The 24268-nt window shown below is 72.2% G+C and carries 20 protein-coding genes; 10 read left to right on the top strand and 10 right to left on the bottom strand.

Annotation, left to right across the window (positions count from 1 at the left end):
• The first annotated feature begins 26 nt into the window (after nucleotides 1-26).
• The 3 genes from BN159_RS03800 (at nucleotide 27) to BN159_RS03810 (ending at nucleotide 3120) form a co-directional block, all read left to right on the top strand.
• On the top strand, nucleotides 27-782 hold the full coding sequence (locus BN159_RS03800; RefSeq protein ID WP_015655579.1) for a dienelactone hydrolase family protein: 756 nt from the start codon (nucleotides 27-29) through the stop codon (nucleotides 780-782).
• A 47-nt stretch (nucleotides 783-829) separates the two neighbouring features.
• Entirely contained in the window at nucleotides 830-1492 is a 663-nt protein-coding gene (locus tag BN159_RS03805) for an HAD family hydrolase (protein WP_015655580.1), read from the top strand.
• Between the two features lie 509 nt (nucleotides 1493-2001).
• Entirely contained in the window at nucleotides 2002-3120 is a 1119-nt protein-coding gene (locus BN159_RS03810) for a hypothetical protein (RefSeq protein WP_157901072.1), read from the top strand.
• Nucleotides 3121-3474: 354 nt separating this feature from the next.
• On the opposite strand, the gene BN159_RS03815 is transcribed toward BN159_RS03810, so the two are convergent.
• Nucleotides 3475-4488: a hypothetical protein gene (locus BN159_RS03815; RefSeq protein ID WP_041818798.1), complete on the bottom strand. Its 1014-nt coding sequence runs from the start codon at nucleotides 4486-4488 to the stop codon at nucleotides 3475-3477.
• Between the two features lie 83 nt (nucleotides 4489-4571).
• Here BN159_RS03815 and BN159_RS03820 point away from each other — a divergent pair, with 83 nt between their 5' ends.
• Nucleotides 4572-5357, top strand: coding sequence for an SDR family NAD(P)-dependent oxidoreductase (locus BN159_RS03820; RefSeq protein WP_015655583.1), 786 nt, complete (start codon nucleotides 4572-4574; stop codon nucleotides 5355-5357).
• Here BN159_RS03820 and BN159_RS03825 read toward each other — a convergent pair.
• Nucleotides 5311-6306, bottom strand: coding sequence for a LysR family transcriptional regulator (locus BN159_RS03825; protein ID WP_015655584.1), 996 nt, complete (start codon nucleotides 6304-6306; stop codon nucleotides 5311-5313). The two genes, BN159_RS03820 and BN159_RS03825, sit on opposite strands and share 47 nt — an antisense overlap.
• A gap of 71 nt (nucleotides 6307-6377) precedes the next feature.
• Between BN159_RS03825 and BN159_RS03830 the strand changes: the two genes are divergently transcribed.
• The gene (locus tag BN159_RS03830; protein WP_078598988.1) at nucleotides 6378-7325 is read left to right on the top strand and encodes a dihydrodipicolinate synthase family protein; all 948 of its coding nucleotides are present in this window, start codon (nucleotides 6378-6380) and stop codon (nucleotides 7323-7325) included.
• Here BN159_RS03830 and BN159_RS03835 read toward each other — a convergent pair.
• Genes BN159_RS03835 through BN159_RS03845 form a run of 3 tightly spaced genes read right to left on the bottom strand, consistent with a single transcriptional unit; the run spans nucleotide 7296 to nucleotide 9981 of the window.
• Entirely contained in the window at nucleotides 7296-8126 is an 831-nt protein-coding gene (locus BN159_RS03835; RefSeq protein ID WP_041818800.1) for a M55 family metallopeptidase, read from the bottom strand. The two genes, BN159_RS03830 and BN159_RS03835, sit on opposite strands and share 30 nt — an antisense overlap.
• The gene (locus BN159_RS03840) at nucleotides 8027-8746 is read right to left on the bottom strand and encodes an HAD family hydrolase (RefSeq protein WP_015655587.1); all 720 of its coding nucleotides are present in this window, start codon (nucleotides 8744-8746) and stop codon (nucleotides 8027-8029) included. The genes BN159_RS03835 and BN159_RS03840 overlap by 100 nt, the downstream gene beginning before the upstream one ends.
• Before the next feature lie 26 nt (nucleotides 8747-8772).
• Nucleotides 8773-9981: an MFS transporter gene (locus BN159_RS03845; protein ID WP_015655588.1), complete on the bottom strand. Its 1209-nt coding sequence runs from the start codon at nucleotides 9979-9981 to the stop codon at nucleotides 8773-8775.
• A gap of 68 nt (nucleotides 9982-10049) precedes the next feature.
• Between BN159_RS03845 and BN159_RS03850 the strand changes: the two genes are divergently transcribed.
• Nucleotides 10050-10811, top strand: coding sequence for a DeoR/GlpR family DNA-binding transcription regulator (locus tag BN159_RS03850; protein WP_015655589.1), 762 nt, complete (start codon nucleotides 10050-10052; stop codon nucleotides 10809-10811).
• Between the two features lie 6 nt (nucleotides 10812-10817).
• Here BN159_RS03850 and BN159_RS03855 read toward each other — a convergent pair whose 3' ends face one another.
• Together BN159_RS03855 and BN159_RS03860 are read right to left on the bottom strand one after the other, a co-directional pair.
• On the bottom strand, nucleotides 10818-13211 hold the full coding sequence (locus tag BN159_RS03855) for an ATP-binding cassette domain-containing protein (protein WP_015655590.1): 2394 nt from the start codon (nucleotides 13209-13211) through the stop codon (nucleotides 10818-10820).
• A gap of 111 nt (nucleotides 13212-13322) precedes the next feature.
• Complete coding sequence (locus tag BN159_RS03860) at nucleotides 13323-13733, bottom strand: VOC family protein (RefSeq protein WP_041820769.1); 411 nt, start codon at nucleotides 13731-13733, stop codon at nucleotides 13323-13325.
• Between the two features lie 100 nt (nucleotides 13734-13833).
• On the opposite strand from BN159_RS03860, the gene BN159_RS03865 reads away from it, so the two are divergent.
• Together BN159_RS03865 and BN159_RS03870 are read left to right on the top strand one after the other, a co-directional pair.
• Nucleotides 13834-14772 carry an SMP-30/gluconolactonase/LRE family protein gene (locus BN159_RS03865; RefSeq protein ID WP_015655592.1) on the top strand — a complete coding sequence of 313 codons (939 nt, stop codon included), beginning with the start codon at nucleotides 13834-13836 and terminating at the stop codon, nucleotides 14770-14772.
• 31 nt (nucleotides 14773-14803) lie between these two features.
• Nucleotides 14804-15784 (top strand): AraC-like ligand-binding domain-containing protein, encoded by a 981-nt coding sequence (locus BN159_RS03870; RefSeq protein WP_015655593.1) that lies wholly within the window; start codon nucleotides 14804-14806, stop codon nucleotides 15782-15784.
• Here BN159_RS03870 and BN159_RS03875 read toward each other — a convergent pair.
• Entirely contained in the window at nucleotides 15781-16734 is a 954-nt protein-coding gene (locus BN159_RS03875; RefSeq protein ID WP_015655594.1) for an alpha/beta hydrolase, read from the bottom strand. The genes BN159_RS03870 and BN159_RS03875 overlap by 4 nt on opposite strands.
• Before the next feature lie 220 nt (nucleotides 16735-16954).
• Here BN159_RS03875 and BN159_RS42695 point away from each other — a divergent pair, with 220 nt between their 5' ends.
• Nucleotides 16955-17860 carry a helix-turn-helix domain-containing protein gene (locus BN159_RS42695; protein ID WP_051113465.1) on the top strand — a complete coding sequence of 302 codons (906 nt, stop codon included), beginning with the start codon at nucleotides 16955-16957 and terminating at the stop codon, nucleotides 17858-17860.
• Between the two features lie 13 nt (nucleotides 17861-17873).
• On the opposite strand, the gene BN159_RS03885 is transcribed toward BN159_RS42695, so the two are convergent.
• The gene (locus BN159_RS03885) at nucleotides 17874-18683 is read right to left on the bottom strand and encodes an AraC family transcriptional regulator (protein WP_015655596.1); all 810 of its coding nucleotides are present in this window, start codon (nucleotides 18681-18683) and stop codon (nucleotides 17874-17876) included.
• A gap of 183 nt (nucleotides 18684-18866) precedes the next feature.
• On the opposite strand from BN159_RS03885, the gene BN159_RS03890 reads away from it, so the two are divergent.
• Nucleotides 18867-21614 (top strand): AAA family ATPase, encoded by a 2748-nt coding sequence (locus BN159_RS03890; protein WP_015655597.1) that lies wholly within the window; start codon nucleotides 18867-18869, stop codon nucleotides 21612-21614.
• Here BN159_RS03890 and BN159_RS03895 read toward each other — a convergent pair.
• Complete coding sequence (locus tag BN159_RS03895) at nucleotides 21532-24231, bottom strand: helix-turn-helix transcriptional regulator (protein WP_051113466.1); 2700 nt, start codon at nucleotides 24229-24231, stop codon at nucleotides 21532-21534. The two genes, BN159_RS03890 and BN159_RS03895, sit on opposite strands and share 83 nt — an antisense overlap.
• Nucleotides 24232-24268 lie beyond the last annotated feature (37 nt).

Raw genomic sequence — 24268 nt, forward strand, 5'->3', positions numbered from 1 at the left:
ACGGCGATCCGTGCCACGATGATCACATGACCGCCGTACAGGGAACCGCCGTGGACATCGTCACCGAGGACGGCACCGCCGACGCCTATCTGGCCCACCCCGGTGACGGGGTGCCCCACCCGGCGGTCCTGCTCTACATGGACGCCTTCGGGATCCGGTCGCGGCTGCGGGCCATGGCCGACCGCCTCGCCGGGGCCGGTCACACCGTGCTGGTGCCGAATGTGCTCTACCGCCACGGGCGCACTCCGGTCGCCGAGTTGCCCGACTTCATCGACCCCGAGGCCAGGCCGGAGATCCTCCAGCAGCTCGGTCCGATGATCCACTCCTTGACCCCGGACCTGGCGATGCGGGACGCCGGGGCCTATCTGCGATGGCTGGCCGAGAGCCCCCTGGTCGCCGACGGTCCGGTCGCGGTGACCGGGTACTGCATGGGGGCACGGCTCTCCCTGCTGACCGCCGGCACCTACCCGGAGCGGGTCGCGGCGGCGGCCGGTTTCCACGGCGGGCGGCTGGCCACCGAGTCCCCGGACAGCCCGCACCTGGTCGCCGAACACATCACCGCCGAGCTGTACTTCGGCCATGCCGACCAGGATCCCTCGCTGCCCGAGGAGCAGATCGAGCGACTGGAGCGCACGCTGACCGAGGCGGGCGTCCGCCACCGCTGCGAGGTCTACCCGGGCGCCCGGCACGGCTTCACCCAGGCCGACACCTCCGCGTACGACCGACAGGCGGACGAGAGGCACTGGGCGGCGCTGCTGGACCTGCTGAAGCGGACCTTCTGAGGCGCGCCCCGATCTGGCGGTTCGCGAGGCAGTGGCATCCTTGGGCGGTGTTCTCGTCCGATCATGCGGGCGCCGTGTTCTTCGACGTCGATGGCACCCTCGTCCCTGGCACGAGTTCTTCGGTCTTTCTGGCCGGCTTCTTTGGCCATCGGGACGAGTTGGCCAAGGCCGAGGATGCCTACGCCTCCGGTGGCCTGGACAATCGGCAGGTCTCCGAGCTGGATGCCGCGGGCTGGGCAGGGGTTCACGAAGACCAGGTCTCTGGCTGGCTCGACGGGCTCCCCTTGGTCTCGGGCATCACGGAGACCGTGACCCGGTGTCGGCAGAACGGGTTGGTGCCCATGCCGGCGACCCTCGCCTGGTCGCCAGTCGGCAGCTACCTGACTGACCGCTTCGGCTTCCATGGGTTCAGCGGCCCTCGGCTGGAGACCGCCGACGGCCGATTCACGGGGCGGGTCGCCCGTCACTTCGACGAGTACGACAAGCGGGATTTCGCGCTCGCTCAGGCGCGAGAACTGGAGCTGGCTCCCAGCTCGTGCGGGGCCGTCGGGGACAGCCGATCCGATCTGCCGCTGTTCGCATCCGTCGGGTTGAGCGTGGCGTTCAATGCCTCGGCAGGAGCGCGCGAGGCGGCGACCGTCACGGTGGACGGTGACGACCTGCGGGGCGTGCTTCCGGTCTTGAGTCACCTGGTCACAACCACTCGTTGATGGCCGCGATGAGGACGGTCGCCTCGTCGCGGAGCGCGAGTTTGTCGTATCTCGTGGCTACGGCGCGGTGTCTTTGAGGCGGTTGATGCCGCAATCGACCGCGTGTGCTTCTTGCGGTTGCGCGCCTGGTCGGCCTTGTCCGGGACAGTGCAGCGGATACCGGCCCGAACTCGGGCGTGCGACGCGGACCTTGTTCAGGACCGGCTCGAACTGCGGGGAGTCGCCGCGCTGTCCAGCGGTGATCAGGTGATCAGGTCCTCGGCGTCGGCCTGGGCCCACCAGTCCGGGTGCGAAACCGTATGCCGTCGATCAGCTGCCGCCGAGTCCATATCAGCGGGCGCTAGTTGTGCATCTTCAGAAAGGTCCGCATCCCAGTCACCGTGGTGCGGGCCGCCGGCACCCCACTGCCGTGGTGAGGCTGAGGGTTCTGGCCGATCGCTTGTCGGCCCAGCTCCGCCGCCGCTAGGTTGGCATATTCACCGCATGTGGCTCAGGGGGTTTGCAGCGTCGTGCAACGCCGTGCATTACCAGGAGCCGTACTGGGCCTGCTGCTGACCGTCGCGCTCGGCGCCGGTGCGAGCGCGTGCCGAAGCAGCCCGGAGCAGGATGCCAAGGCGGCGGCGACGGTGTGCGATGGACTGCTGACGAAGACCGTGGCGGAGGCGTACATCGGCGCGAGCAGCGTCCGCGCGCGGCCGGAGTCGGCGGGTGGCGCACCTGCGCCGCGGCAATGGTGCGCGCTGTCCCCGACCACACTCGTGAGCGTCACGGCCTCCGGTCGGAAAGAGTTCCACAAGACGAACCCCGGCGATGTGTGGGGTATCTCGGGCGCGCAGGGCTCTGTCCCGCTCGGCCACGGCTGGCTCGGCGGCTACTACTCGTTCAACAGCGGAGTCGGGCCCTCGGGCGACCAGTTTCGGACCGAGGTAGCGGTACTGCTGGACTGCCCGCGGGTGGCCGGTGGCGGACTGCTCGTCGCGGCGAGGGACTCGGTGACAGCGCACGGCGAGGTGCCCGCCGTCTTCCGCACGAAACTGGCCGGGCTGGCCGCCGACGCGGCCCGCCACACCGCGGCCCGCTGGCACTGCAGGGGCGGGCTGGGCCGTACGCCGAGCGGGATTCCCCCGGCGGAGCCGCCCCCGACGGACCTGACGCACACGGCCGGTGTCTGCCGGGGCGTCATCACGCCGGGCCTCGCGGAAGTGACCGGGGCAGTCCAGGCGCAGGGCTCGGCCCCGGGGCTGGCCCTCAGCGAGGGGTGTGCGCTCCAGGACGCCGAAGGCAGCCTGGTGCTGTCGCTGCGGGCCCGTTACGGGCCTGCGGCCAGTGTGGCCCGAAAGGCACCCGCCAAGTTCCCCGAACCGGGCCGGACCGAGTCCCCGTTTCCGGGGCTGGAGGGGGACCGGCATGACGGCTTCGCCGGTCTCCAGACGGTGCTGCGGATGAGCTCGCGGTGCGAGCGCGGGCAGGGCACGGCGCACTACACGCTTGGGCTTCCCGGCTCGTACAGCAAGGCACCGCTCCCCGACACCCGCTGGGCTCAGATGCTGCGGACCTTCGCGCAGAGGTCCGCGACCCGGCACGGCTGCTCCCTGCCCGCCGAATTGTCGACGGCGGGCGAACCGTGACTCAGCCCGCTCCGGCCGAGGTACGGAACGGAGGCGAACATCACGATCCATCCCAACAACTTCACCACTCCTAGCTCCTAAAGCGGTAGTCACACGACTCTGCGGCTGACGGCAGTGACGGCAACGACGGCGGACGGCAGCGGCGTTCGACAGCCGGGCACGATGCCGGCAGGGCGCCATCGACCCAGGGCGTGTGTTGGATGTGCTCTGGGTTGGCTGGCGTGAGTGGGCGGGGCGGAGTCATAAGTACGTCGGACCGGCCGAGCTGAAGACTGCGGTCCGGCCTGATGACAGCGGCTGCCGGATTGACTGAACCGTGATCATTCACAGCCCAAGATCCGCTTTCGCACACGCCTAGCGCCCAAGCAGACGGTTCCAGAGGCCGGGCTTCTTCTCCTCCGCGGGGCGAGCGGGCCGGACTTCGAGCGACCAGTCGCCGTCCCCTTCGACGACCGCCAGGACCAAGGGTCCTGACGGGAGCGCCCGTGCGTCCTTCGGGCGCCGGCCCGTCTCGCTCGCCAGCGTGTCCGGGTACGGGGCGGGGGCGCCGGGACGACGCGGCTTGTGGCCCTCGATGCGCAGCCACCCGCTCCCCTCCGCCGAGCGCATCCGGGAGACCAGCTCGCCCGCGGGACCGGTGTGGAGCAGGACGTCGGAGCCTCGCCCGGTCGCCCCCTCGCCGAGCGTGCGCACCGCGCTGAGGGGCCGGATCACGACAACCCACTCGTCCTGGCTGTCGCACTGGACGCGGAAGCGCAGAGGGTACAGGTTGTCGCACCACATCACCCTCCGGTCGAACCGGTGGGGCGCGAAGCTTCTGCCGAGGTGGACGGCCTCCTTGCCGTTCCAGTCGAGGGAGTCCATCCAGAAGATGCCCGAGCCCGTCCGGGCGACGTCGACCAGGACGTAACCGGGCGGAGGCGTCTCCTCCATGGCGAACTTGGCGTCGCCCCTGCCGACGTACGCGATGTCCTCGAACTCCCCGCCGAGGATCCCGGCGACCGCGGCCGTCCCGGCGGACGGGGCCGGCGAGGGGGCTATCAGCCCCGCCCACCGTCCGCCGTCCGCGAGGTCGATCCGGAGCGGGGGCCTCGCGCGGTCCTTCCCCGGCGTGCCGGACTCGGAGCCGTCCGACGCGCCCTCCGAGGCGGAGGCCGGACCCGAGCCTGCACCCCGGTGCGTACTCGTGCCCGAACCCGGTCCCACACCGGCGTTCGGCCCCGCGCCCAGACTCGGCCCCGAATCCGTGTCCGACCCCGGGCCCGGCGACTTGCCGACGGCTCCGTGCGGGATCTCCAGCGGGACCGGTCCGGCCTGCCCTGACTGTCCGGGGGCCGGCAGGTCCTCCCCCTTGCTGATCTTCGTCACGACGTCATGCTGGCACGCGCCGCCCGGCCTGCCCAGGGCTTTTGACACACGCTCCAGAGCGCCAGGCGCTCTAGAGTGCGCCCATGATTTCCCAACCCCAGTCCTATCTCTCCGAACTGTTCTCCCTCTCCGGCCGGGTCGCCCTGGTGACCGGCGGCAGCTCCGGCATCGGGCGCGCCATCGCCGGGGCCCTCGCCCGGGCGGGCGCGAGTGTCGTGGTCGTCGCCCGTAAGGAGGCCGAACTGGCGGCGATGGTAGAGGAGTTGACTGCTGATGGCTGCCGGGCCGCCTGGGTGAGCGCCGACCTGAGCACGCGGGACGGGGTGCGCGCGGCGGCAGAGGAGGCAGCCGCGGTGTTCGGGGAGCCCGACATCCTGGTCAACTCCGCCGGGATCAACCTGCGCCCGCCCATGGCCGAACTGGACGACGACGTCTGGGACACGACGATGGCCGTGAACCTGGAGGCCCCCTATCTCCTGGGCCGGCGCTTCGGTCCCGGCATGGCCGAGCGCGGCTTCGGCCGCATCATCCACATCACCTCCCAACAGGCCCACCGCGCCTTCGTCCAGAGCGGCGCCTACGGCGTCTCCAAGGGAGCACTGGAGTCGCTCGCCCGATCCCAGGCGGAGGCCTGGTCACCCCATGGCGTCACCTGCAACACACTCGTGCCGGGTTTCGTGATGACCCCGCTCAACGCACGGCTGTCCTCCGACCCCGAGAAGGTGGCGGCCCTCGCGGCCCGCACCATGGTCGGCCGCAACGGCCTGGCCGAGGACTTCGCGGGGGCCGCGGTCTTCCTCGCGAGCCGCGCCTCGGCGTATGTCACCGGCCAGGCCCTCTTCGTGGACGGCGGCTTCTCCGTCCACTGAACGCTGTGTTGAGCGCCGCCAGGTCCTTCTGGGCCGCACCGCCCGTGGCGCCCACCGCTGTTCGGGCCGCCGCCACGAATGCCGCGATCGCCGGATGGGTGCCGCCGCCCGCGCGGAAGGCGACCTTGGAGCGGCGGAACAGGGGCAGCCGGGTCAGGACCACGTCCTCGGGGGCGTGTGCGGTGGCCATCTCCGGTACGAATCCGGCGCCTTGCCCGATGGCGGCCAGGGCCAGGACCGTACGGAAGTCGTTGACCTGGTGGCGGATGCGCGGCTGGAATCCGGCCGCCTGACAGGCCCGTACGGCCATCGCGTGTCCGGTCGTGCCGTCCCGGGCCGTGATCCATGGGGCCGTGGCCCAGGGTCCGAGCAGCTCCCCCAGCGTGGCGCCGCGGGCGGCAGGACCGGCCGGGCGAGCGCCGCCGGTGGCCAGGTACATCGGCTCCTCCAACAGGGGCACCTGGTCGACCGTGGTGTCCGGCGATGCGGGCACGAAGTCGTAGTCGTGGACGAGGGCCACGTCGAGTTCGCCCGCACGGAGGCCGTCGGAGACCCGCGCCGAGTCGATCTCCCGCACCATCGGTTCCAGCGCGGGGTGTCGCAGGGCGAGTTCGGCCAGCGTGGCGGGCACGATCGCGGGACCGCCGGAGGGGAACGTCCCGATCCGCAGCGGCCCACCGATGCCCTCGCGTGCCCCGGCCAGCTCGGAGACCGCCAGTTCGAGGCGTTCGAGAACGGCGTCGGCGTGGCTGACGAGGGTGCGGCCCGCGGGCGTGAGCACCACCCGTCTGCCGCTGCGTTCCAGCAGGGGCACCCCGGCCTCGCGCTCAAGGACACTCAGCTGCTGGGAAACGGCCGAGGCGGTGAAGGTCAGCGCCTCGGCCACGGCCGCGATGGTGCCGCGTCGGTCCAGTTCGCGCAGCAGGTGGAGACGTCGGACATCGAGCATAAGGAGAGCTTACGCATTGGCCAAGAAACATGAACTGGATCTACCGGGACGGTGTCGGTCAGGCTGGGCGCATGAAGCCCGAAGCGAACCTCACCGGCCTGTTCGTCCCGTTGGTGACTCCGTTCACCGCCGACCTGCACCTCGCCGAGGACGCGCTCGCCGCCCTCGCCGACGAGGCGCTGTCGGCAGGCGCTCAGGGACTCGTCGCCCTGGGCACCACCGCGGAGGCAGCCACGCTGACCACCGAGGAGCGGCAGACCGTGGTCCGCATCTGCTCGGCCGCCTGCCGGGCCCACGGAGCTCCGCTGATCGTCGGCGTCGGCACCAACGACACCGCCGCCGCCCTCACGACACTGCGGGAGCTGGCCCGGAGCGGTGACGTCACCGCGGCACTCGTTCCCGCGCCGCCCTACACCCGGCCCGGCGAGGCGGGAACGCTGGCACACTTCACGGCACTCGCCGAACACGGGGGCCTACCGCTCGTCGTCTACGACATCCCGTATCGCACCGCTCAACCCCTCGGCACCCGCGCGCTGAACACGCTCGGGCAGCTGCCGGAGGTCATCGGCGTCAAGTACGCGACCGGCGCGATCGACGCGGCCACGATGGAACTGCTCGGCTCGTCGGCACCGGGCTTCGCGGTGCTCGGCGGCGACGACGCCGTCATCTCCCCGCTGCTCGCGGCGGGCGCGCACGGGGCCGTGCTGGCGTCGGCCAATGTCCGCACCGCCGACTTCGCCGAGCTGATCTCGCTGTGGCACAGCGACGCCGCCGGACCGGCCCGCAGGCTGGGAGCCGAGCTGGCCCGGCTTTCCGCCGCGCTCTTCGCCGAGCCGAACCCGACCGTGATCAAGGGAGTGCTGCACGCCCAGGGCCGTATCCCCAGCCCGGCCGTCCGGCTGCCACTGTTGCCCGCGTCCGCCGATTCGGTCCGACGAGCAGCGGACCTGGCCACCGGCAGCGCCGTGCCGCCGCCTGCCGCGCAACGGTCAGCAGTACGGCGCCTGGTTGGTCAGTGATGTCGCCACTCGCATCCACACTCCGAACAGCCGGTAGAGAGCGGGCAGGGTGCCTTGGGCCTGTACGGTGCGGGTGTCTGTCGCGGTGACGCCCGGAATCCCCAGGAGGGTTGAGGCCACCGAGGACGACTGCCAGCGGACGGTGAGGGTGGAGTCGGCCGGGGGTGGCGCCGCGGGCGTCCGGTCCACCGAGAGTGCGGCGGTGACTGCTTCCTCGATCGCCTCGCGTGCCTCGTCGGCGGGGCGCAGATCCGCCGCGAAGCGGTCCCGCGCGTACTTCACGGGCACGGTCGTGACGGAGGTGTCCCATTCGGTCATCTCCTCGCAGGCCCGGTCGTCGCCTGTGAGGACGGCCACCGGGACCCCGAGGGCTGCCGCCGCGGCCTGGGCCAGGGCAATCTCGCCCACGCAGCGGCCGTTCAGCCAGATGTCCTCGATCTCGTGGCCCATGAAGCTGTGGCTCAGGACCCCGAGCGCTCCCGCCCGGGAGTGGTAGCCGACGCAGAGCATGGCGTCGTGGTCGGGGGTGAGTCCTTCGAGCATGCCCATGTGTTTGGGCTTGCCCCGGATCAGACGGGCGGCCGGGTGCAGGGACTCGGGGAGGATGTTGCGCATGGGGCCGTGGGCGTCGTTGACGGTGATGTCGATGGCGCCGGCCGCCAGGGCGCCCCGGACGGCGGCGTTGACGTCCTCGGCCATCATCAGCCGTCCGCGCTCGTAGTCCCGGCCGCCGGGCTGGACGTCGTCGGCGTCGACGAGCCCGGTGACGCCTTCCATGTCCGCACTGATGTAGATCCGCACTGGGCAAACTCCTCAAGCTGTCTCACGATGACTGCCGCCAGCTCGTCCTGGCCGGTGAAGACGTGCCCGCGCATTCCCGTGGCCTGCGCGGCGCGTACGTTCTCCTCGCGGTCGTCGACGAAGAGGAAGTCCGCCGGGGCGGCCCGCATCGCGTCGGCGCAGTACTGGAAGGCCGCTCGGTCGGGTTTCGCCACTTTGATCTTCCCGGAGAAGGCAACGTGATCCAGATTGTGCAGCCAGGGCTGCGCGGTGAGGAAGGCGTCGGCGTGGTCCGCGGGGATGTTGGACAGCAGGGCGACCTCGGCGACGTCGCGCAGGGACTGGACGTAGGCGACCATCCGGTCGTCGACGCGCGACCAGCTGTCGATGTCGGCCCGGCGCAACTCCTCGATCATGTCGAGGTCAGGTTCCGAGTGCAGCCGTCCCAGTACGGCGGTCCAGTACTCGCGCGCCGACTGCTGTCCCGCGTCGTACGGTGGGCGGCATGCCCAGTACTCCTGGGTGAAGGCTTCGGTGGGGGCGTGGCAGCGGGCCGCCATCTTCGCCAGAGCACCCGGGCGTTGGTGGCGGGCGATGACCCCGAAGAGGTCGAACAGCACGATGTTCCGGTCGCTCGGCATGGGTTCCTCCGGATCCCGAGTGGCGGTCAGTTGACGCTCGTCGCCGGCTCACGCGTGCGGTCAGGTGCGGTGCGCAGGACTCCCGCCGCCACTGCCGTGATCGCGCAGAGCAGCGTCAGCAGGACGAAGGCGTGGTTCAGGGCGACCAGATGGGTCAGCCAGCCGATGACGGCGGGGCCGGCGAGCATGCCGACGTAGCCGAGTCCGGCGACGCGGGAGACGTTGGCGCCCGCGGCGGCGGGGTCGGCGTGGCCGGCGGCGCTGAACAACTGCGGTACGCAGCCGGACAGGCCGAGACCGAACAGCGCCCAGCCCACGAACGCGGCCCATATCCACGGGGCGAGGGCCACGATCGTGATTCCTGCGGCGGCCATGACCGCTCCGTGGCGCAGGATCGCCAGGGAACCGACCCGGGCGACCATGCGGTCGGCCAGCAGTCGTCCGATGGTCATCGTCGCCGCGAAGGTGCCGTACGCGGAGGCCGCCGCGCTCGCGGGTGCGCCGAGGACGTCCTTCAGGTGGAGCGCGCTCCAGTCGTTGGCGGCTCCCTCGCACAGCATGACCATCAGGGCCAGGGCGGCGAGAATCCAGATACGTCCGCCGGTGCCCCGCTGGTGTTCAGCGGTCGGCGCCTCGTCCACCGTGTCCGTGTCGGCTGCCGCGGGGAGCAGGGCCCGTGCCGACACCAGCGCGATCACCATGCTCAGGGCCCCTACCGCGGCCATGCCCGCCGTCGGGCTCAGGCCCGCGCTCGCCGTGCCCGCGCCCACGAGTGCGGCGAGGACCCCGCCCACCGAGAACGTGGCATGGAAGGCCGACATGACGGGACGGCCGTACGCCTTCTCCACGTGCACGGCGTGGGCGTTCATGGCGACGTCCAGGCAGCCGTTGCAGAAGCCGAAGATCAGTAGGGCGCCTGCCAGCGACCAGGGATCCCGGGCGAGGCCGGGGAGCACCAGGGCCGCCCCGCACAGGACTCCGGTGGCGGGGACCACGACGCGTGCTCCCAGCCGGTCGGTCAGGCGCCCGGCGACCTGCATGCCGAGGAAGGCGCCGAGGCCGAGCAGTACCAGGAGTCCGCCGAGCGTCGCGTGGCTGATGTCCACGCGCTCCTCGATGGCGGGGATGTTCACCACCCAGGTGCCCATCGTGGTGCCGCAGAGGATGAAGTAGACGAAGGTCGCCACTCGGGCGGAACGGAGGGAGTGATTCACACCGATCAACGTAATGAACATTCCTGGTGATTGAATACTGGTGAATCGCACACATTGAATGTTCGTTTCGCGGGGTGTTCAATCACCGTATGAGCAACGCAGACCGGCACGGGATGATCGCCCAGGCCGTCAGGGAGTCGGGCCGGAGCACGGTTCAGGAGCTTGCCGCGCTGACCGGTGCCTCCGAGATGACCATCCGGCGTGACCTCGACGCGCTGGCCGCGCAGGGCGTTCTGGAGCGCGTCCGGGGTGGAGCGCGCACGCTGCTGCTCCGGGGCGAGGAGCCGCCCTTCGCGCTGCGCGCCCACAAGGCCGTCGACGCCAAGCGCCGTATCGCGGCAGAGGTGTCCGCGCTCATCGCCGACGGCGAGACCGTCCTCCTCGACAGCGGCACCACCTGCCTGGAGGTCGCCCACCTGCTGCGCCGCCGGCCGGTCACGGTGATGGCCCTGTCGCTCCAGGCCGTCCAGGTGCTCGCCGAGGTCCCGGCCCCGGTCACGCTGATGGTGCCCGGCGGACAGCCGCGGGCCGCCGAGGGAGCCCTGACCGGGCCGCTCACCCTCGCGTCCCTCGCCGCCCTGCGCTTCGACACCGCCGTCATGGGCTGCTGCGGGCTGAGCGCGGCCGAGGGCCTGACCGCCTACGACCTCGACGACGCGGCCGTGAAGAAGGCCGCCATCGCCTCCTCACGCCGCGTCGTCCTCGCCACCGACGGCAGCAAGCTCGGCCACACCGCCTACGCCTACGTCGGCCCTTCGACCATGCTGCACACCCTCGTCACCGACGACTCGGCACCCAAGGACGAGGTCGTGGCACTGGAAGCCACCGGCGTCGTCGTCCAGGCCGTATAGCCTGCGTCAGGCGCCGACGTACTGCGACAGGTGCTCGCCGGTCAGCGTGGAGCGGGCGTCGACCAGGTCGGCCGGTGTGCCCTCGAAGACGACCTTGCCGCCGTCGTGTCCGGCGCCGGGGCCCAGGTCGATGATCCAGTCGGCGTGCGCCATGACGGCCTGGTGGTGCTCGATGACGATGACCGACTTGCCGGAGTCGACCAACCGGTCGAGCAGGCCGAGCAGTTGCTGGACGTCGGCGAGGTGGAGGCCGGTGGTCGGCTCGTCGAGGACGTAGACGCCGCCCTTGTCGGCCATGTGCGTGGCCAGCTTCAGGCGCTGCCGTTCACCGCCGGAGAGCGTGGTGAGCGGCTGGCCCAGGGTGAGGTAGCCGAGGCCGACGTCGGCGAGCCGGCTGAGGATGGCGTGCGCGGCCGGGGTGCGGGCGTCGCCGGAGCCGAAGAACTCCTCCGCCTCGGTCACCGACATCGCGAGCACCTCGCTGATGTCGCGGCCGCCGAGGTGGTACTCCAGCACCGCGGGCTGGAACCGCTTGCCCTCGCAGTCCTCGCAGGGGGTGGCCACGCTCTGCATGATCGCCAGGTCGGTGTAGATGACCCCGGCGCCGTTGCAGGCGGGGCAGGCGCCCTCGGAGTTGGCGCTGAACAGGGCGGGCTTGACGCCGTTGACCTTGGCGAAGGCCTTGCGGATCGGGTCCAGCAGTCCGGTGTACGTCGCCGGGTTGCTGCGCCGGGAGCCGCGGATCGGGCTCTGGTCGACCGAGACGACGCCTTCGGCGGCGGGGATCGAGCCGTGGACCAGCGAGCTCTTGCCGGAGCCTGCGACGCCGGTGATGACGGTGAGCACGCCGAGCGGGATGTCGACGTCGACGCCCTGGAGGTTGTTGGCCGTCGCGCCGCGGATCTCCAGCGCGCTGTCGGACTTGCGCACCGACTCCTTCAGCGCGGCCCGGTCGTCGAGGTGGCGGCCGGTGACGGTGCCGGAGGAGCGCAGGCCGTCGAGGCCGCCCTCGAAGCAGACGGTGCCGCCGCCGGAACCGGCGCCGGGGCCGAGGTCGACGACATGGTCGGCGATGGCGATGGTCTCCGGCTTGTGCTCCACGACGAGCACGGTGTTGCCCTTGTCCCGCAGGCGCAGGAGCAGGTTGTTCATGCGCTGGATGTCATGGGGGTGCAGTCCGATGGTCGGCTCGTCGAAGACGTAGGTGACATCGGTGAGCGAGGAGCCGAGGTGGCGGATCATCTTGACGCGCTGCGCCTCACCGCCGGACAGGGAGCCGGAGGAGCGGTCGAGGGCGAGATAGCCGAGGCCGATCTCCACGAACGAGTCGAGGGTCTGCTGGAGCGCGGTCAGCAGCGGCGCCACCGACGGCTCCTTCAGACCGCGCACCCATTCGGCGAGGTCGCGGATCTCCATCGCGCAGGCGTCGGCGATGGAGATCCGCTTGATCTTCGAGTTCCGGGCGCCCTCGCTGAGCCGGGTGCCGTCGCACTCGGGGCAGGTGGTGAACGTGACGGCGCGCTCCACGAAGGCCCGGATGTGCGGCTGCATGGCCTCCTTGTCCTTGGACAGGAAGGACTTCTGGATCTTCGGGATGAGACCTTCGTAGGTGAGGTTGACGCCGTTGACCTTCACCTTCGTCGGCTCGCCGTAGAGGAAGGCGTGCATCTCCTTCTTGGTGAACCGGCTGATCGGCTTGTCCGGGTCGAGGAAGCCGGACTGGGCGTAGAGCCCGACGGTCCAGACGTTGTCCGACTTCCAGCCGGGGATGGTGAACGCGCCCTCGGAGATCGACTTGGAGTCGTCGTAGAGCTGGGTGAGGTCGATGTCGGAGACCTTGCCGCGGCCCTCGCAGTGGGTGCACATCCCGCCGGTGCGCTCGAAGGTCGCCTTCTCGGCCTTGGTCTTGTCGCCGCGCTGCACGGTGATCGCGCCGCTGGCCTTCACCGAGGCCGTGTTGAAGGAGTACGCGCTCGGCGGGCCGATGTGCGGCTTGCCGAGGCGGCTGAAGAGGATGCGCAGCATGGCGTTGGCGTCGGTGGCGGTGCCCACGGTGGAGCGCGGGTCGGCGCCCATGCGCGCCTGGTCGACGCTGATCACGGTGGTCAGTCCGTCGAGGACGTCGACCTCGGGGCGGGCCAGGTTCGCCATGAAGCCCTGCACGAAGGCGGGGTAGGTCTCGTTGATCAGCCGCTGCGACTCGGCGGCGATCGTGTCGAACACCAGGGAGCTCTTGCCCGATCCCGACACCCCCGTGAACACCGTCAGCCGGCGCTTGGGGATCTCGATGCTGACGTCCTTGAGGTTGTTCTCGCGGGCGCCGTGCACGCGGATCAGGTCGTGGCTGTCGGCGATGTGCGGCGCGGGCGACTGGGTGCTCGTCCTGATGGCCCTGCTCATCGTGTCTCCGTCTCCTCGGTGTCGCCTGGCCGGATCTGACCGGGTTCGAACAGTACGTCAGGTTCTACTTGATCGCCGCGAGAGACGGCAACGAGTCGCTGTCCGTACGGATCACTGCTTCTGCTGGATGCGGATCATGTTGCCCGCGGGGTCGCGAAAGGCGCAGTCGCGGACGCCGTAGGGCTGATCGGTCGGCTCCTGGACGACGTCGGCGTCGGTGGCCTGGAGCCGGTCGAAGGTGGCGTCGACATCGGCGGTGGCGAGCAGGACGTAGCCGTAGGTGCCCTTGTCCATCATCGCCGCGATGGTGCGGCGCTCCTCGTCGGTGACCGAGGGGTCGGCGGCGGGCGGTGTCAGCACGATGGAGGTGTCGGGCTGACCGGCGGGGCCGACGGTGATCCAGCGCATCTCGCCGTATCCGACGTCCTTGCGGACCTCGAAGCCGAGGATGTCGCGGTAGAAGCCCAGGGTGGCCTCGGGGTCGGTGTGCGGAAGGAAGCTGGCGTTGATCGTGATGTCCATGCCCGCCACGCTAGCCACGGCCCACGAGGGCACGCTTCTCCATTCCTGACCGGTCTAGCATTCGCTTCGGCATGGTCGGTACGACAGTGAGGGTGTCCGCATGGCCGGTGAGCGACCGCAGGTGTACGAGATCCTCGATGAGCGCTTCCGCATCGGGCGGTGCCATGCGGGCGACTCGAAGCTGGAGGTCCTCCACGAGGGCTCCCGCTGGGCCGAGGGGCCCCTCTATGTCCCGGCCGGCCGGTATCTGCTGTGGAGCGACATCCCCAACGACCGGCTGCTGCGCTGGGACGAGACCACGGGCGCGGTCGGGGTGTTCCGCTCCCCCGCCGGTCATCCCAATGGCAACACCCTCGACAACGAGGGCCGTCTGATCACCTGTGAGCAGGGCAATCGCCGTGTCACCCGCACCGAGCACGACGGCTCGGTCACCGTGCTCGCCGACCGCTTCCAGGGCAAGCTGCTCAACAGCCCGAACGACGCCGCCGTGCGCTCCGACGGCTCGATCTGGTTCTCCGACCCGGACTTCGGGATCACCAGCGACTACGAGGGCAATCGCGCCGAGAGCGAGATCGGCGCCCGCAACGTCTATCGCGTGGACCCCGCGAGCGGCGAAGTGCGGCTGGTCGCCGACGGGTTCAGCGGCCCCAACGGACTGGTCTTCTCCCTGGACGAGCGGCGACTGTTCGTCTCCGACAGCCGCGCCAACCACATCCGTGTCTTCGATGTCCGCGAGGACGGCTCGCTCTCCGGCGGCGAGATCTTCGCCGAGTGCAAGATCGGCAACTTCGACAACATCCGCTTCGACGACCAGGGCCGGCTGTGGGCCGCGGCCCTGGACGGCGGAGTGCACTGCTACGACCCGGACGGCACCCTGCTCGGGCGCCTGCTGATCCCCGACGTCGTCGCCAACATCCGCTTCGGCGGCGCCCGCCGCAACCGTATGTTCATCGCCGCCGACACCACCCTGTACTCCCTCGTCATGTCGGTCACCGGCGCCCCGGCACTGCCGACGAGCAGCGGGGCTCAGGCACAATGAGCCAGGGGAACAGACGTGTTGGGGGGCTTTCGTGCTGCTGCTCGATCTTTCGACCGTGCCGCCGCGCGAGCGGCCGGAGGCGTTCCGTCATGCGCTGACGGACTCGTCGGTGCCCAACGACGTGTTCCACGAGGAGCCCGACACGGGCATGCACGCCCGGATGCACCTGTGGCGGGTGGGCGGCCTCGATCTGTTCGCCACCCGCAACTCCGGCTTCGAGGTACGGCGCACCGAGCGCCATGTGCACCACCACCGCAGTCACCCCGTGGTGTCCGTCTCGCTCCAGCCCGAGGGCGTCCACCGCGCCGAGGTCGGCGGTCGGCAACGGCTGCTCGGCGCCGACGACATCTGTGTCTTCCATGAGCTGTCGGTCCGCACCTACGGCTGGTCCGGGGACGGGACCTCGCACGCGATGCTGTTCGACATGAACCGTCTCGGCGTGCCGGTCGAGACGGTGGTACGGGCCTCGCAGCACCTGTCCGCGAGCCCGATGCACGGACTCGTCCTCGACCATCTGCGGTCCGTGTTCCGCGACGCCGGACGCCTGGAGAACGACCCCGGCGCCGAGGCGCTCGGCACCGCCACGACCGAACTCGTCCGGGCGCTCCTGCTGTCCGCGGCCCACGCCGAGGACGCCGAACCGGTCCGCTCCGTCATGGACGACACCCTGCTCACCCGGGTCATGGCCTACGCCCGCCGGCACCTCGCGGACCGCGCCCTGACGCCCGAGCGGATCGCGGCCGAGCACGCCATCTCGGTGCGCAGACTCTATCTCCTGCTCAGCGAGGCCGACGTCAGCCTGGAGCAGTGGCTGATCACCGAACGGCTCACGAAGGCACGGCAGATGCTGGGCTCACCGCGCTACGACCGGCTCACCGTCGCCGCCCTCGCCGCCCGCTGCGGCTTCAGCAGCCCGAGCCACTTCACCCGCCGCTTCCAGGCGGCGTACGGGGTGACACCGAGCGAGTGGCGCCGGCACCGAGGCGAAGAGACGAGCGTCCCGGGCGCCTAGGCAGCGTGCAGCGCGGCGTGCAGGGTGTCCGTGACCTGGATGCGGGCCGCGCGGGAGGCCCCGGTGTCGCGCAGGAGGTCGAACAGGACGAACGCGTGGATCGTGCCGTGGTAGCGCACCGACACGACCGGGACGTCCGCGGCCCGCAGCCGCGCCGCGTACGCCTCACCCTCGTCGCGCAGCACATCGGCCTCGGCGGTGAGCACCAGCGCCGAGGGCAGTCCGCGCAGCCGGTCGACGTCCGCGCGCAGCGGCGAGACGGTGGCGTGGGCGCGGGTCTCGGGGTCCGGCGCGTACTGCTGCCAGTAGCCGCGCATGGCGGTACGGCTGAGGAAGTAGCCGTTGGCGAACCGGTGGTAGGACGCGGTGTCCATGGCCGCGTCGGTCACCGGGCAGACCAGCACCTGGTGGCGAAGGTCAGGACCGCCGCGCTCCCGGGTGACGAGGGTGAGCGCGGCGGCCTGGTGAGCGCCCGCGCTGACCCCGACGACCGCCATCCGGCTCCCGTCGAGCCGCCACTCCCCGCCGTGGCGGGCGATCCAGCGGCTGACGGTGTACGCCCGCTCGACGGCCCCGGGGTGCCGGGCGTCCGCCGGCTGGTCGTACTCGGGGACGATCACGGCGGCGTCCGTGCCGAGCACCAGGTCGGCGAGGAGCCGCCGGTGCGCGTAGGCGTCGGTCAGCATCCAGCCGAGACCGTGCAGATAGAGCACCACCGGCAGGTCCTCGGCGCTGCCCGCGGGGCGCAGGATCCGCACCCGGATCCGGCGGCCGCCGTGACCGGGCAGGGCCAGCCACTCCTCCTCGACGTCGGGCTCGTCGCCGCCGTCGCCGTTCCACAGGGCGGCCATGCGGTCCCGGGAGTCCGGCCAGGCGTGCCGCAGGACGAAGTCGCGCGCCGGCCGTTCCAGGACGGGTTCCGGCTCGGCGGCTGGAACGTGGTCTTCCACCGGAACTCCTGCGCGCGTGGGGGGTCGGGCCGTTCACTCGGGGAGGGCCAGCCTAGAGGGCTCTGAGCGGCGGACGAGCGGGGTGCCGGTACCAATGCGTGCCGCTGCGTGCACAGTTGGGCGGCCGCGGAGAGGGCAAGTGCAGTCATTTGACCTAATGCCTCCGCAGGCGCCCGGCACAGACTCATACCTCAGAGGCGTACGGCTGAAGGGGGCCCTCGTGAGCGCTCTGTCCGGGACGATCCCGGCGCCGGACCCGGAGGTGTCGGCCGCCCTGTCGGCGCGGGTCGTGGCGGCGGAAGGGGACCGCGTCGGCGAGTCGGTGACGCTGCATCACTTCGGCTATGTCCGCATGATCGCCTGCGGGGCCGGGCCACTGCGTATGACGGTGCGCGCGGGGGCCGAGGACGCGGTGGCGCTCGTGGTCCCGCGCGACGGCTCCGTGCGCCTGTCCCAGGACGGCCGCACGGTGTGCGTGGCGAGCGGGCAGTCGGCGCTGGTCGACCTCGGCAGGGCCTTCTGCCTGGAGCAGGAGGAGCGGGGTCGGGTGCTCTTCTTCCGGCTGCCCGGTCACGTGCTGCATGTCCCGGCAGCTGCGCTGCGGTCCGCCACGGCTCGCGTCCTGTCCTCGTCGGCGGACGCGTTGACGCTGGTGCTGCGGCACCTCGACGAGTCGGCCTCCGGTCTGCCCGCCGCGGTCGGCGAGCGGCTCGGGGGCATGGTCACGGATCTGGTGGCGGGGCTGGTCGAGGAGTCGGCCGAGGAGCCCGCGGGGGCCGGACAGCGGCAACTGAGGCTCTCCGTACGGGAGTACGTCGAGCGGCATCTGGAAGACCTCGACCTCTCCGCGGAGCGCATCGCGCGGGCGCACTTCATCTCGGTGCGCTATCTGCACCGGCTGTTCGAGGGCGAGGACATCACCGTGGGGCGGCTGATCCAGCGGCTGCGCGTCGAACAGTGCGCGCGGGAGCTGGCCCGGCGGGGTCGGGTGAGCCCTTCGATCGCGGTGGTGGCGGCGCGTTGGGGCTTTCGCAGCCCGGCGCACTTCAGCCGGGCGTTCAAGGCGGTGCACGGCTGCTCCCCGCAGCAGTGGCGCCGCGCGGCCATGACCGAGGGCGCCGCCTGACGCGCGACGGGCGTCACGGCCTGAACCGGCCGTCACGCCAGTCGCTCGGGGACATCCCGTAGGCGGCTCGGAAGCTGCGGCTGAAGTGGGTGGCGCTGGCGAAGCCCCAACGCCGGGCCACCGCCGACACCGTGAGGTCGCCGCGCCCCGGGCGGGCCAGCTCGCGCCGGGCCTCCTCCAGGCGGCGGTGCTGGATCCACCGGCCGATGGTGCTGTCCTGGCCCTCGAAGAGCCGGTGCAGATAGCGGATCGAGATGTGCTGTGCCGCGGCCACGCTCGCGGGTGTCAGATTCCGGTCCCACAGATGCGCGTCGACATGCGCCCGCACCCGCCCGACCAGCGCCGCACGGTCTCGCCCACCGTCATGCGGCCCGGGGTCGAGGTCCTCGGCGGCGGCCAGCAGGACGACCAACTCGGCGGCGCTGCTCGCCAGATGGAGGCCCGCCCGCTCGCTCCGCACCCCGGTCAGCTCCCGCAGGAGGGCGCCGAGCAACGGCGCCACGGGGCCTTCAGCGGACGGCGTACGACGGGTCAGCGCCCGGGTCCGACGGTCGCTGAGAGCCAAAGCGCGCCGCGGCAGCCGTACGAGTTGGAGGGTGAAGTCCTCCGACTCGTGCAAGGTGAAAGGGTCTTCGCAGACGAAGAGGTCACCGGGACCGCAGGCCTCGGGGGTGGCGCCGCGGACCAGGGTGGCGTGGCCGGCGGTGTGCAGGCCGAGCACGAGGTGGTGGGCGTCGGGGGTGTGGGTGAGGGTCTGGGCCGGTCCGTGCAGGGTGCTCACCCTCAGGAACCCGACGGTGCGGTGCTGGGGGGTCGGGGTCATCCGGCTCCTTCGTTCGCGCGGTCGCTCGGCTTCAGCTTGAAGGCTGCTCCGGTGCAGGTGAGAGGGGGTTCGGGCGGTTCTGCGGGCAGGGGCAACAGACGTGCAGGGTGGGGCAAGGGGCCGGTGTCACGGTGGTGCCCTGGGCGCGCGGATCGGTCGCGGCCGGTCGGCTGAGGAGCGGCCTTGGGGAACGCGCTGGGCGGGACGAAGGCGGTGCCGGACGGGGCGGTGCCGGCCGGGACGACGCTGGTCGGGCGGCGGCGCGAGCGGCTGCTGTTGGAGCGGGCCCTGGACAACGCCCGCTGCGGAGCGGGTGGTTCGGCGAGGGTGCTGCGCGGTGACGCGGGCATCGGGAAGACCGCGCTGCTCGACTGGACGGCGACCCACGCCGAGCACGCGGGCTTCACCGTGCTGCGGGCGGCGGGCGCGGAGTCGGAGTGCGGCATCGCCTTCGGCGTCCTGCGCCAGGTGCTGCGGCCGCTCCGGGGGAACTCCCGGGCACTGCCCGCACGGCAGCGCCTCGCGCTGGAACGGGCGCTCGGGCTACGGGACGGACTGCCGCCGGACGGCTTCACGGTCGGCGCGTCCGCGCTGGCCCTGCTCGCCGAGGAGACGCGCCGCCGTCCGGTGCTGGTCCTGGTCGACGATCTGCACTGGGTGGACCCCTCCAGTACGGCCGTCCTGGTCTTCCTGCACCAGCGGCTGGCGGCCCTGCGGTCGGTCATGGTGTGCGCGAGCCGGCCCGAGGGGCCCGCGCTGGAGGGCTGGCCCGCGCATCCGCTGGACGTGGCGGCGCTGTCCGGCGAGGACGCCCGCGCGCTGCTGCGGCGCTGGCATCCAGGGCTCGCCGAGTCCACGGCGGAGCGAGTCATGGTCGAGGCCGCGGGCAATCCGCTGGCGCTGGCCGAGTTGCCCGGCCAATTGGCGCACGAGCACCACCGGGGCATCGCCCCGCTGCCGGAGCGGCTGCCGCTGGGGCAGCGTCTGGAGGCACTCTTCGCCCGGCGGCTGCCCTCGCTGCCCGCCGAGGCGGACCGGCTGCTGCTGCTCACGGCGCTGGACGGCACCGGCGGCGCCGTCCGCGACCGCAGCGAACCCGCCCTCGCCCGGATCGAGGCCGCCGGGCTCGCGCACCTGGACGACACCGGGCGGCTGGTCTTCCGGCATCCGCTGGTGCGCAGCGCGGTGATCGCCTCGGCCTCGGAAACGGAACGGCGTGCCGCCCATCGAGCGCTGGCGGAGCGCCTGCGCCCGGACGACCCACGTCGCCTCCTGCACGAGGCCTCCGCCGCCGAGGGCCCCGACGAGAGCCTCGCCGCCCGGCTCCAGCAGGCCGGAACCCGGATCGCGCTGCGCGGTGGTGACGCGGAGGGCGCCCTCCTGCTGGACCGCGCGGCGACCCTGAGCGAAGACGCGGCCCACCGAGCGCGTCGGCTGACCTGGGCCGCGGTGATGTCGGCCCGGGGCGGGCGGCTGGCATACGCGGCGGAGCTGGTCAAGGAACTGCGGCGGGCACCGGTGCCCGAGGACGTCGCCCCGCTGTTCGCCTACACGGTGGTGTACGTCGACCAGAGCCACCACGTCGACTTCGCCTCCTCGTTCGAGCTGCTGCCCAAGGCGCTCGACGCGCTGACCGCCCCCGGCGCCCCCGCCTTCGGTGACCTCGTCGCGCAGATGGCCTTCAAGCTGCTGCTGGCCTCCGCGTACACGGGCGACCCCCGGGGCTGGCAGGCGCTCGAACAGCATCGGGAGCATCTCTCCCCCGCCGCCCGGCTGTGCCTGCGCGCCTGGGCGGAACCACCCCGCACGGCCCACGGAGCGGAGACCGAACTGCGCGCGCTGGTGGCCCGTACGACCGCCCAGGAGGAGGCCGGGAAGGCGTGGTTGCTGCTCTGGACGGCGACCGCCGTGGACGCGGCCGACGCCGATCTGCGCAGCCTCTTCGGCCAGGACCACGCCTACGCCACCCAGGGTTCCGTGGCGAAGGCCCGCTGCTATCAGGCGTTCCTGCGCGGCGACTGGGACATGGCCGAGGACTGTCTGCGCGAGGCGGCCATGGCCGACGAACTCGGCTACCACTGCAACGCCTTGCTGTTCCGGCACTACCACGCCCACTTCCTGGCCGGTCGCGGCGACGAGCGGGGGCTGCGCGCCGTCCGGGCCCGGATCGAGCCGATGGCGTCGCGGGCGCGGATGCGGTTCGTGACCGACCATCTGGAGCGACTCGACGCACTCGTCGCGCTGGCCCACGGGCGGTACGAGGAGGCGTACGACCGGTTGCGCGCGCTGATGGCGCCGGGTGAACTGCCGGTCGGGCTGAGCTGGTTCCATCTGCCGTTCTTCGACTTCGTGGTGGCGAGCCTCGGCTGCGGTCGGCGGGCGGAGGCGCTCGCGCACGTCGCCGCCGGGCGTGCGGCCCGGATGGACGCGATCGGCGCGCACCACGCCTTCCTGCTGGCCGCGGCGACCGCGCTGGCGGCGGCCGACGAGGAGGCGGACGCGGCCTACGTTGCGGCCTGCGCCGTACCGGGCTCCGGTCAGTGGGTCTTCGACCTGGCGCGGCTGCGGCTTGCGCACGGTTCCCGGCTGCGTCGGCAGGGGCGCCACGCCGAGGCGGGCGAGCTGCTGCGGGCTGCCTCCCGTGTCTTCCGAGAGCTGCGGGCCGCTCCCTGGGTCGAGCAGTGCGAGGCCGAACTGCCGGCCTCGGACGGTCTGCTCACCGCTCAGGAGTTGCGCATCGCGCGGCTGGTCGCGACCGGGCTGACGAACAGGGAGGTCGGCGCCGAGCTGCAGCTGTCCCCGCGGACGATCGCGGCCCATCTGTACCGGATCTTCCCCAAGCTCGGGATCACCTCGCGGGCGGCTCTGGCGCGCGCGCTTCCGGTGGGCGGCATTCCTGAAGTGCGCGGGCCACTCCGGCACGGGTCGTGATGCCCAGCTTCGGATAGATCCGGTACAGGTGCGCGCCGATCGTGCGCGGGGACAGGCCGAGCCGCGCCCCTATTTGACGGTTCGTCAGTCCCTGGGCGGCCAGTTCGGCGATGCGCAGTTCCTGGGCCGAGAGGCGGGGGTCGTGCCGGGGAGACACCAAGTCCAGTTCTCGGGCGGCCTGTTCGGCCCAGGGTGTGGCGCCGAGGCGGGTGAAGGAGCGCAGGGCGTCCCGGAGGTGGGTGGCCGCCTGTTCGGGGCGGCCGTTTCGCCGTAGCCACTTGGCGTGGGAGAGGTGGGTGCGGGCCAGCGGGAAGGGCCAACTCCCGGCGCCCGGGAGGGCGTACACGGCCAGGTGTCTCTCGTCCGCCTCGACGTCCTTTGCCGCGAGCGCCTCGGCGACCGCCACCTGGAAGGCGTGATGGGGCGAGGCGTCGGCGACGCCCGCCGCCCTGGCCGCCCGCAAACGGCCCCGGGCCTCGGCGTGCCGTCCGGTGTCGACGGCGGCCTGCACCCGGTCGACCAGGGACAGGTGCGACCAGGCCGGGCCGATGGCCCGCGTGTGCTGCCAGGCATCCTCGGCGCGCCCGTGGCCGAGGGCGGCGAGCACCTTCAGGGCCTCAAAGCGCTCGGCGACGAAGCGCAGATGACGTTCTCGGGCCCGGTTGCCGAGGACGGGCTCCAGTGCGGTGAGGGCGGTGAGGTCGCCGCGGGCCGCGTGGACCTCGGCCGTGTTCAGCAGGAACAGGGTCTCGTTGAGGGCGTGGCGGTAGACGGCGGAGGTCTCGGCTCCGGCGCGGGAGACGGTGAGCGCCTCCTCCCACCGGCCGTGCAGAAAGGCGTCGTGGGCACGGACGCTGTCGACCAGGGCCCGAGGGGCGTAGGCGTGACCGCGGGCGAGGGATCCGTCCAGCGCGTCGCGCTCGCCGCCGACGGCGTCCAGGCCGACGGCCGCCCACAGCAGCATCCAGGCCGCGGCCGTCTCCCGGTCCCGGGGCAGGCGCCCGACCGCTCGGGCGAGCCCTTCGTGCACGCCCCGGTACGGGCCGGTCCACGCCCGCAGACACAGCGCGGCCGGCTCACCGGGGTCCGTCGCGTGCCGTTCCACGGCGGCCCAGGCCCGCTGGTCGCCGGTGAGCACGGCGGCGAGCAGGAGCAGCACCAGCATGGCGTCCCGCAATCCGGCCGCCCGGCCCTCGTCCAGGGACCCGGGCAGCAACTCGACCGTGGGCATCGGGTCGCCGTGGAGCTGGAGGCGGGTGCAGGCGACGGCGAAGGCGTACGGGGCCGCGGGCTCCGGTCGTCCCGGCAGGGCCTCGGTCGCCGCGTCGGCCACCAGGTCCGCCGCCAGGTTCAGGCGTCCGCCGATCGCGGCCAGGACGGCGGCGGCGACGAGGCGCGCGATCCGGTCGGCCGGGTCGGGACTGAGCCCGGCCGCCCTCGCCATCATCCGCGCCGCTGCCGCGCCCTCCCCTTGCCCGGCTGTTCTGTCGGCCTCCTGCTGGAGCTGGTCGGCCAGTTCGGCGTCGGTGCCGACGGCGGCGGCCGCCCGGTGGACGATGCTCGCGGCGGGCAGGGCGTCCGCGAGGAGCCGGTGGGCGGCGCGGCGTTCGGCGGGGGTCGCGAGGTGGATCAGTCCGGCGGGGATCAACGGATGGCGGAAGTCCAGGCCGTCGCCCGCCGCGTCCAGGTGAGCCAGGCCGGAGGCCGTTACGTCGTCCACGATCCGCGGCCAAGGGGCTCGGGTGTCCCGGGTCGCCATGTCCCGCAGGGTGTCGGCGCGTTGGGCGGGCGGGCCGCCGAGTGCCGCCGCCAGCAGCAGGCGACGGGGCGCCTCCGGCAGGGCGCGCACCTGCTCCTCGTACAGCCGCCCGAGCCGTTCGCCGAGGGGGAGTTCGTCGAGGAGGCCGGTCCCTGGGCTCGCAAGGTAGGCGGGGTGATCGGTGGTCGCCCTGCGGATCTGTTCCGGCAGTTCGCGCAGGGCGAGGGGGGCGCCGCCGGACGCCCGCAGCACCCGGTCGCGTGCGCCCTCGGGGAGCCAGGGGTGGAGGGTACGCAGCAGCCGCTCGGCCTCGTCGTCCGGCAGCGGGGGCAAGTCGATCACGTCGTCAAGGGCGGGAGGTACGGCCTCCAGGTGCCGGGTGGCTCCGATGAGGACGACGGGGAGGGGGGCCAGCTGTGGCCGCAGTTCCCCGAAGACGGCGCGGCTCGCGGGGTCGGCCCACTGGAGGTCGTCCTGGAGGACGACGACGGGTCCGTGCCGGGTGAGCAGGACGAGGGTGGCGTCGGCCACGGCCGCGGGGCTCGGCGGGGTGCCGTCGCGCAGGCCCAACGCGGTTTCCAGGGCGTCCCGTTGTCCGCTCGGCAGGCCGGGGGTGGCGTCCAGCAGTGGCCAGAGCACCTGATGCAGGGCGGCGTACGGCAGTTCCGCCTCGGCCGCCGCGCCGGTCATCCGCAGCACCCTCAGTCCGGCGGCGAGGGCGGTCGTCTCGGCTTCCCGCAGCAGCGCGGTCCGTCCCATGCCGGGGGCGCCGCGCAGCAGCAGGGAGGTTCCGGTGGTGATGATGTCCGCCAGGGTCGCGCGGATCACCGCAGCCTGCTCCTCGCGTCCCGCGAGCATGATTCCGTGGCCCCCGCCCTCCGTCCCTGGTGAGCGC

The organism is Streptomyces davaonensis JCM 4913, from assembly GCF_000349325.1.
Classification (GTDB): domain Bacteria; phylum Actinomycetota; class Actinomycetes; order Streptomycetales; family Streptomycetaceae; genus Streptomyces; species Streptomyces davaonensis.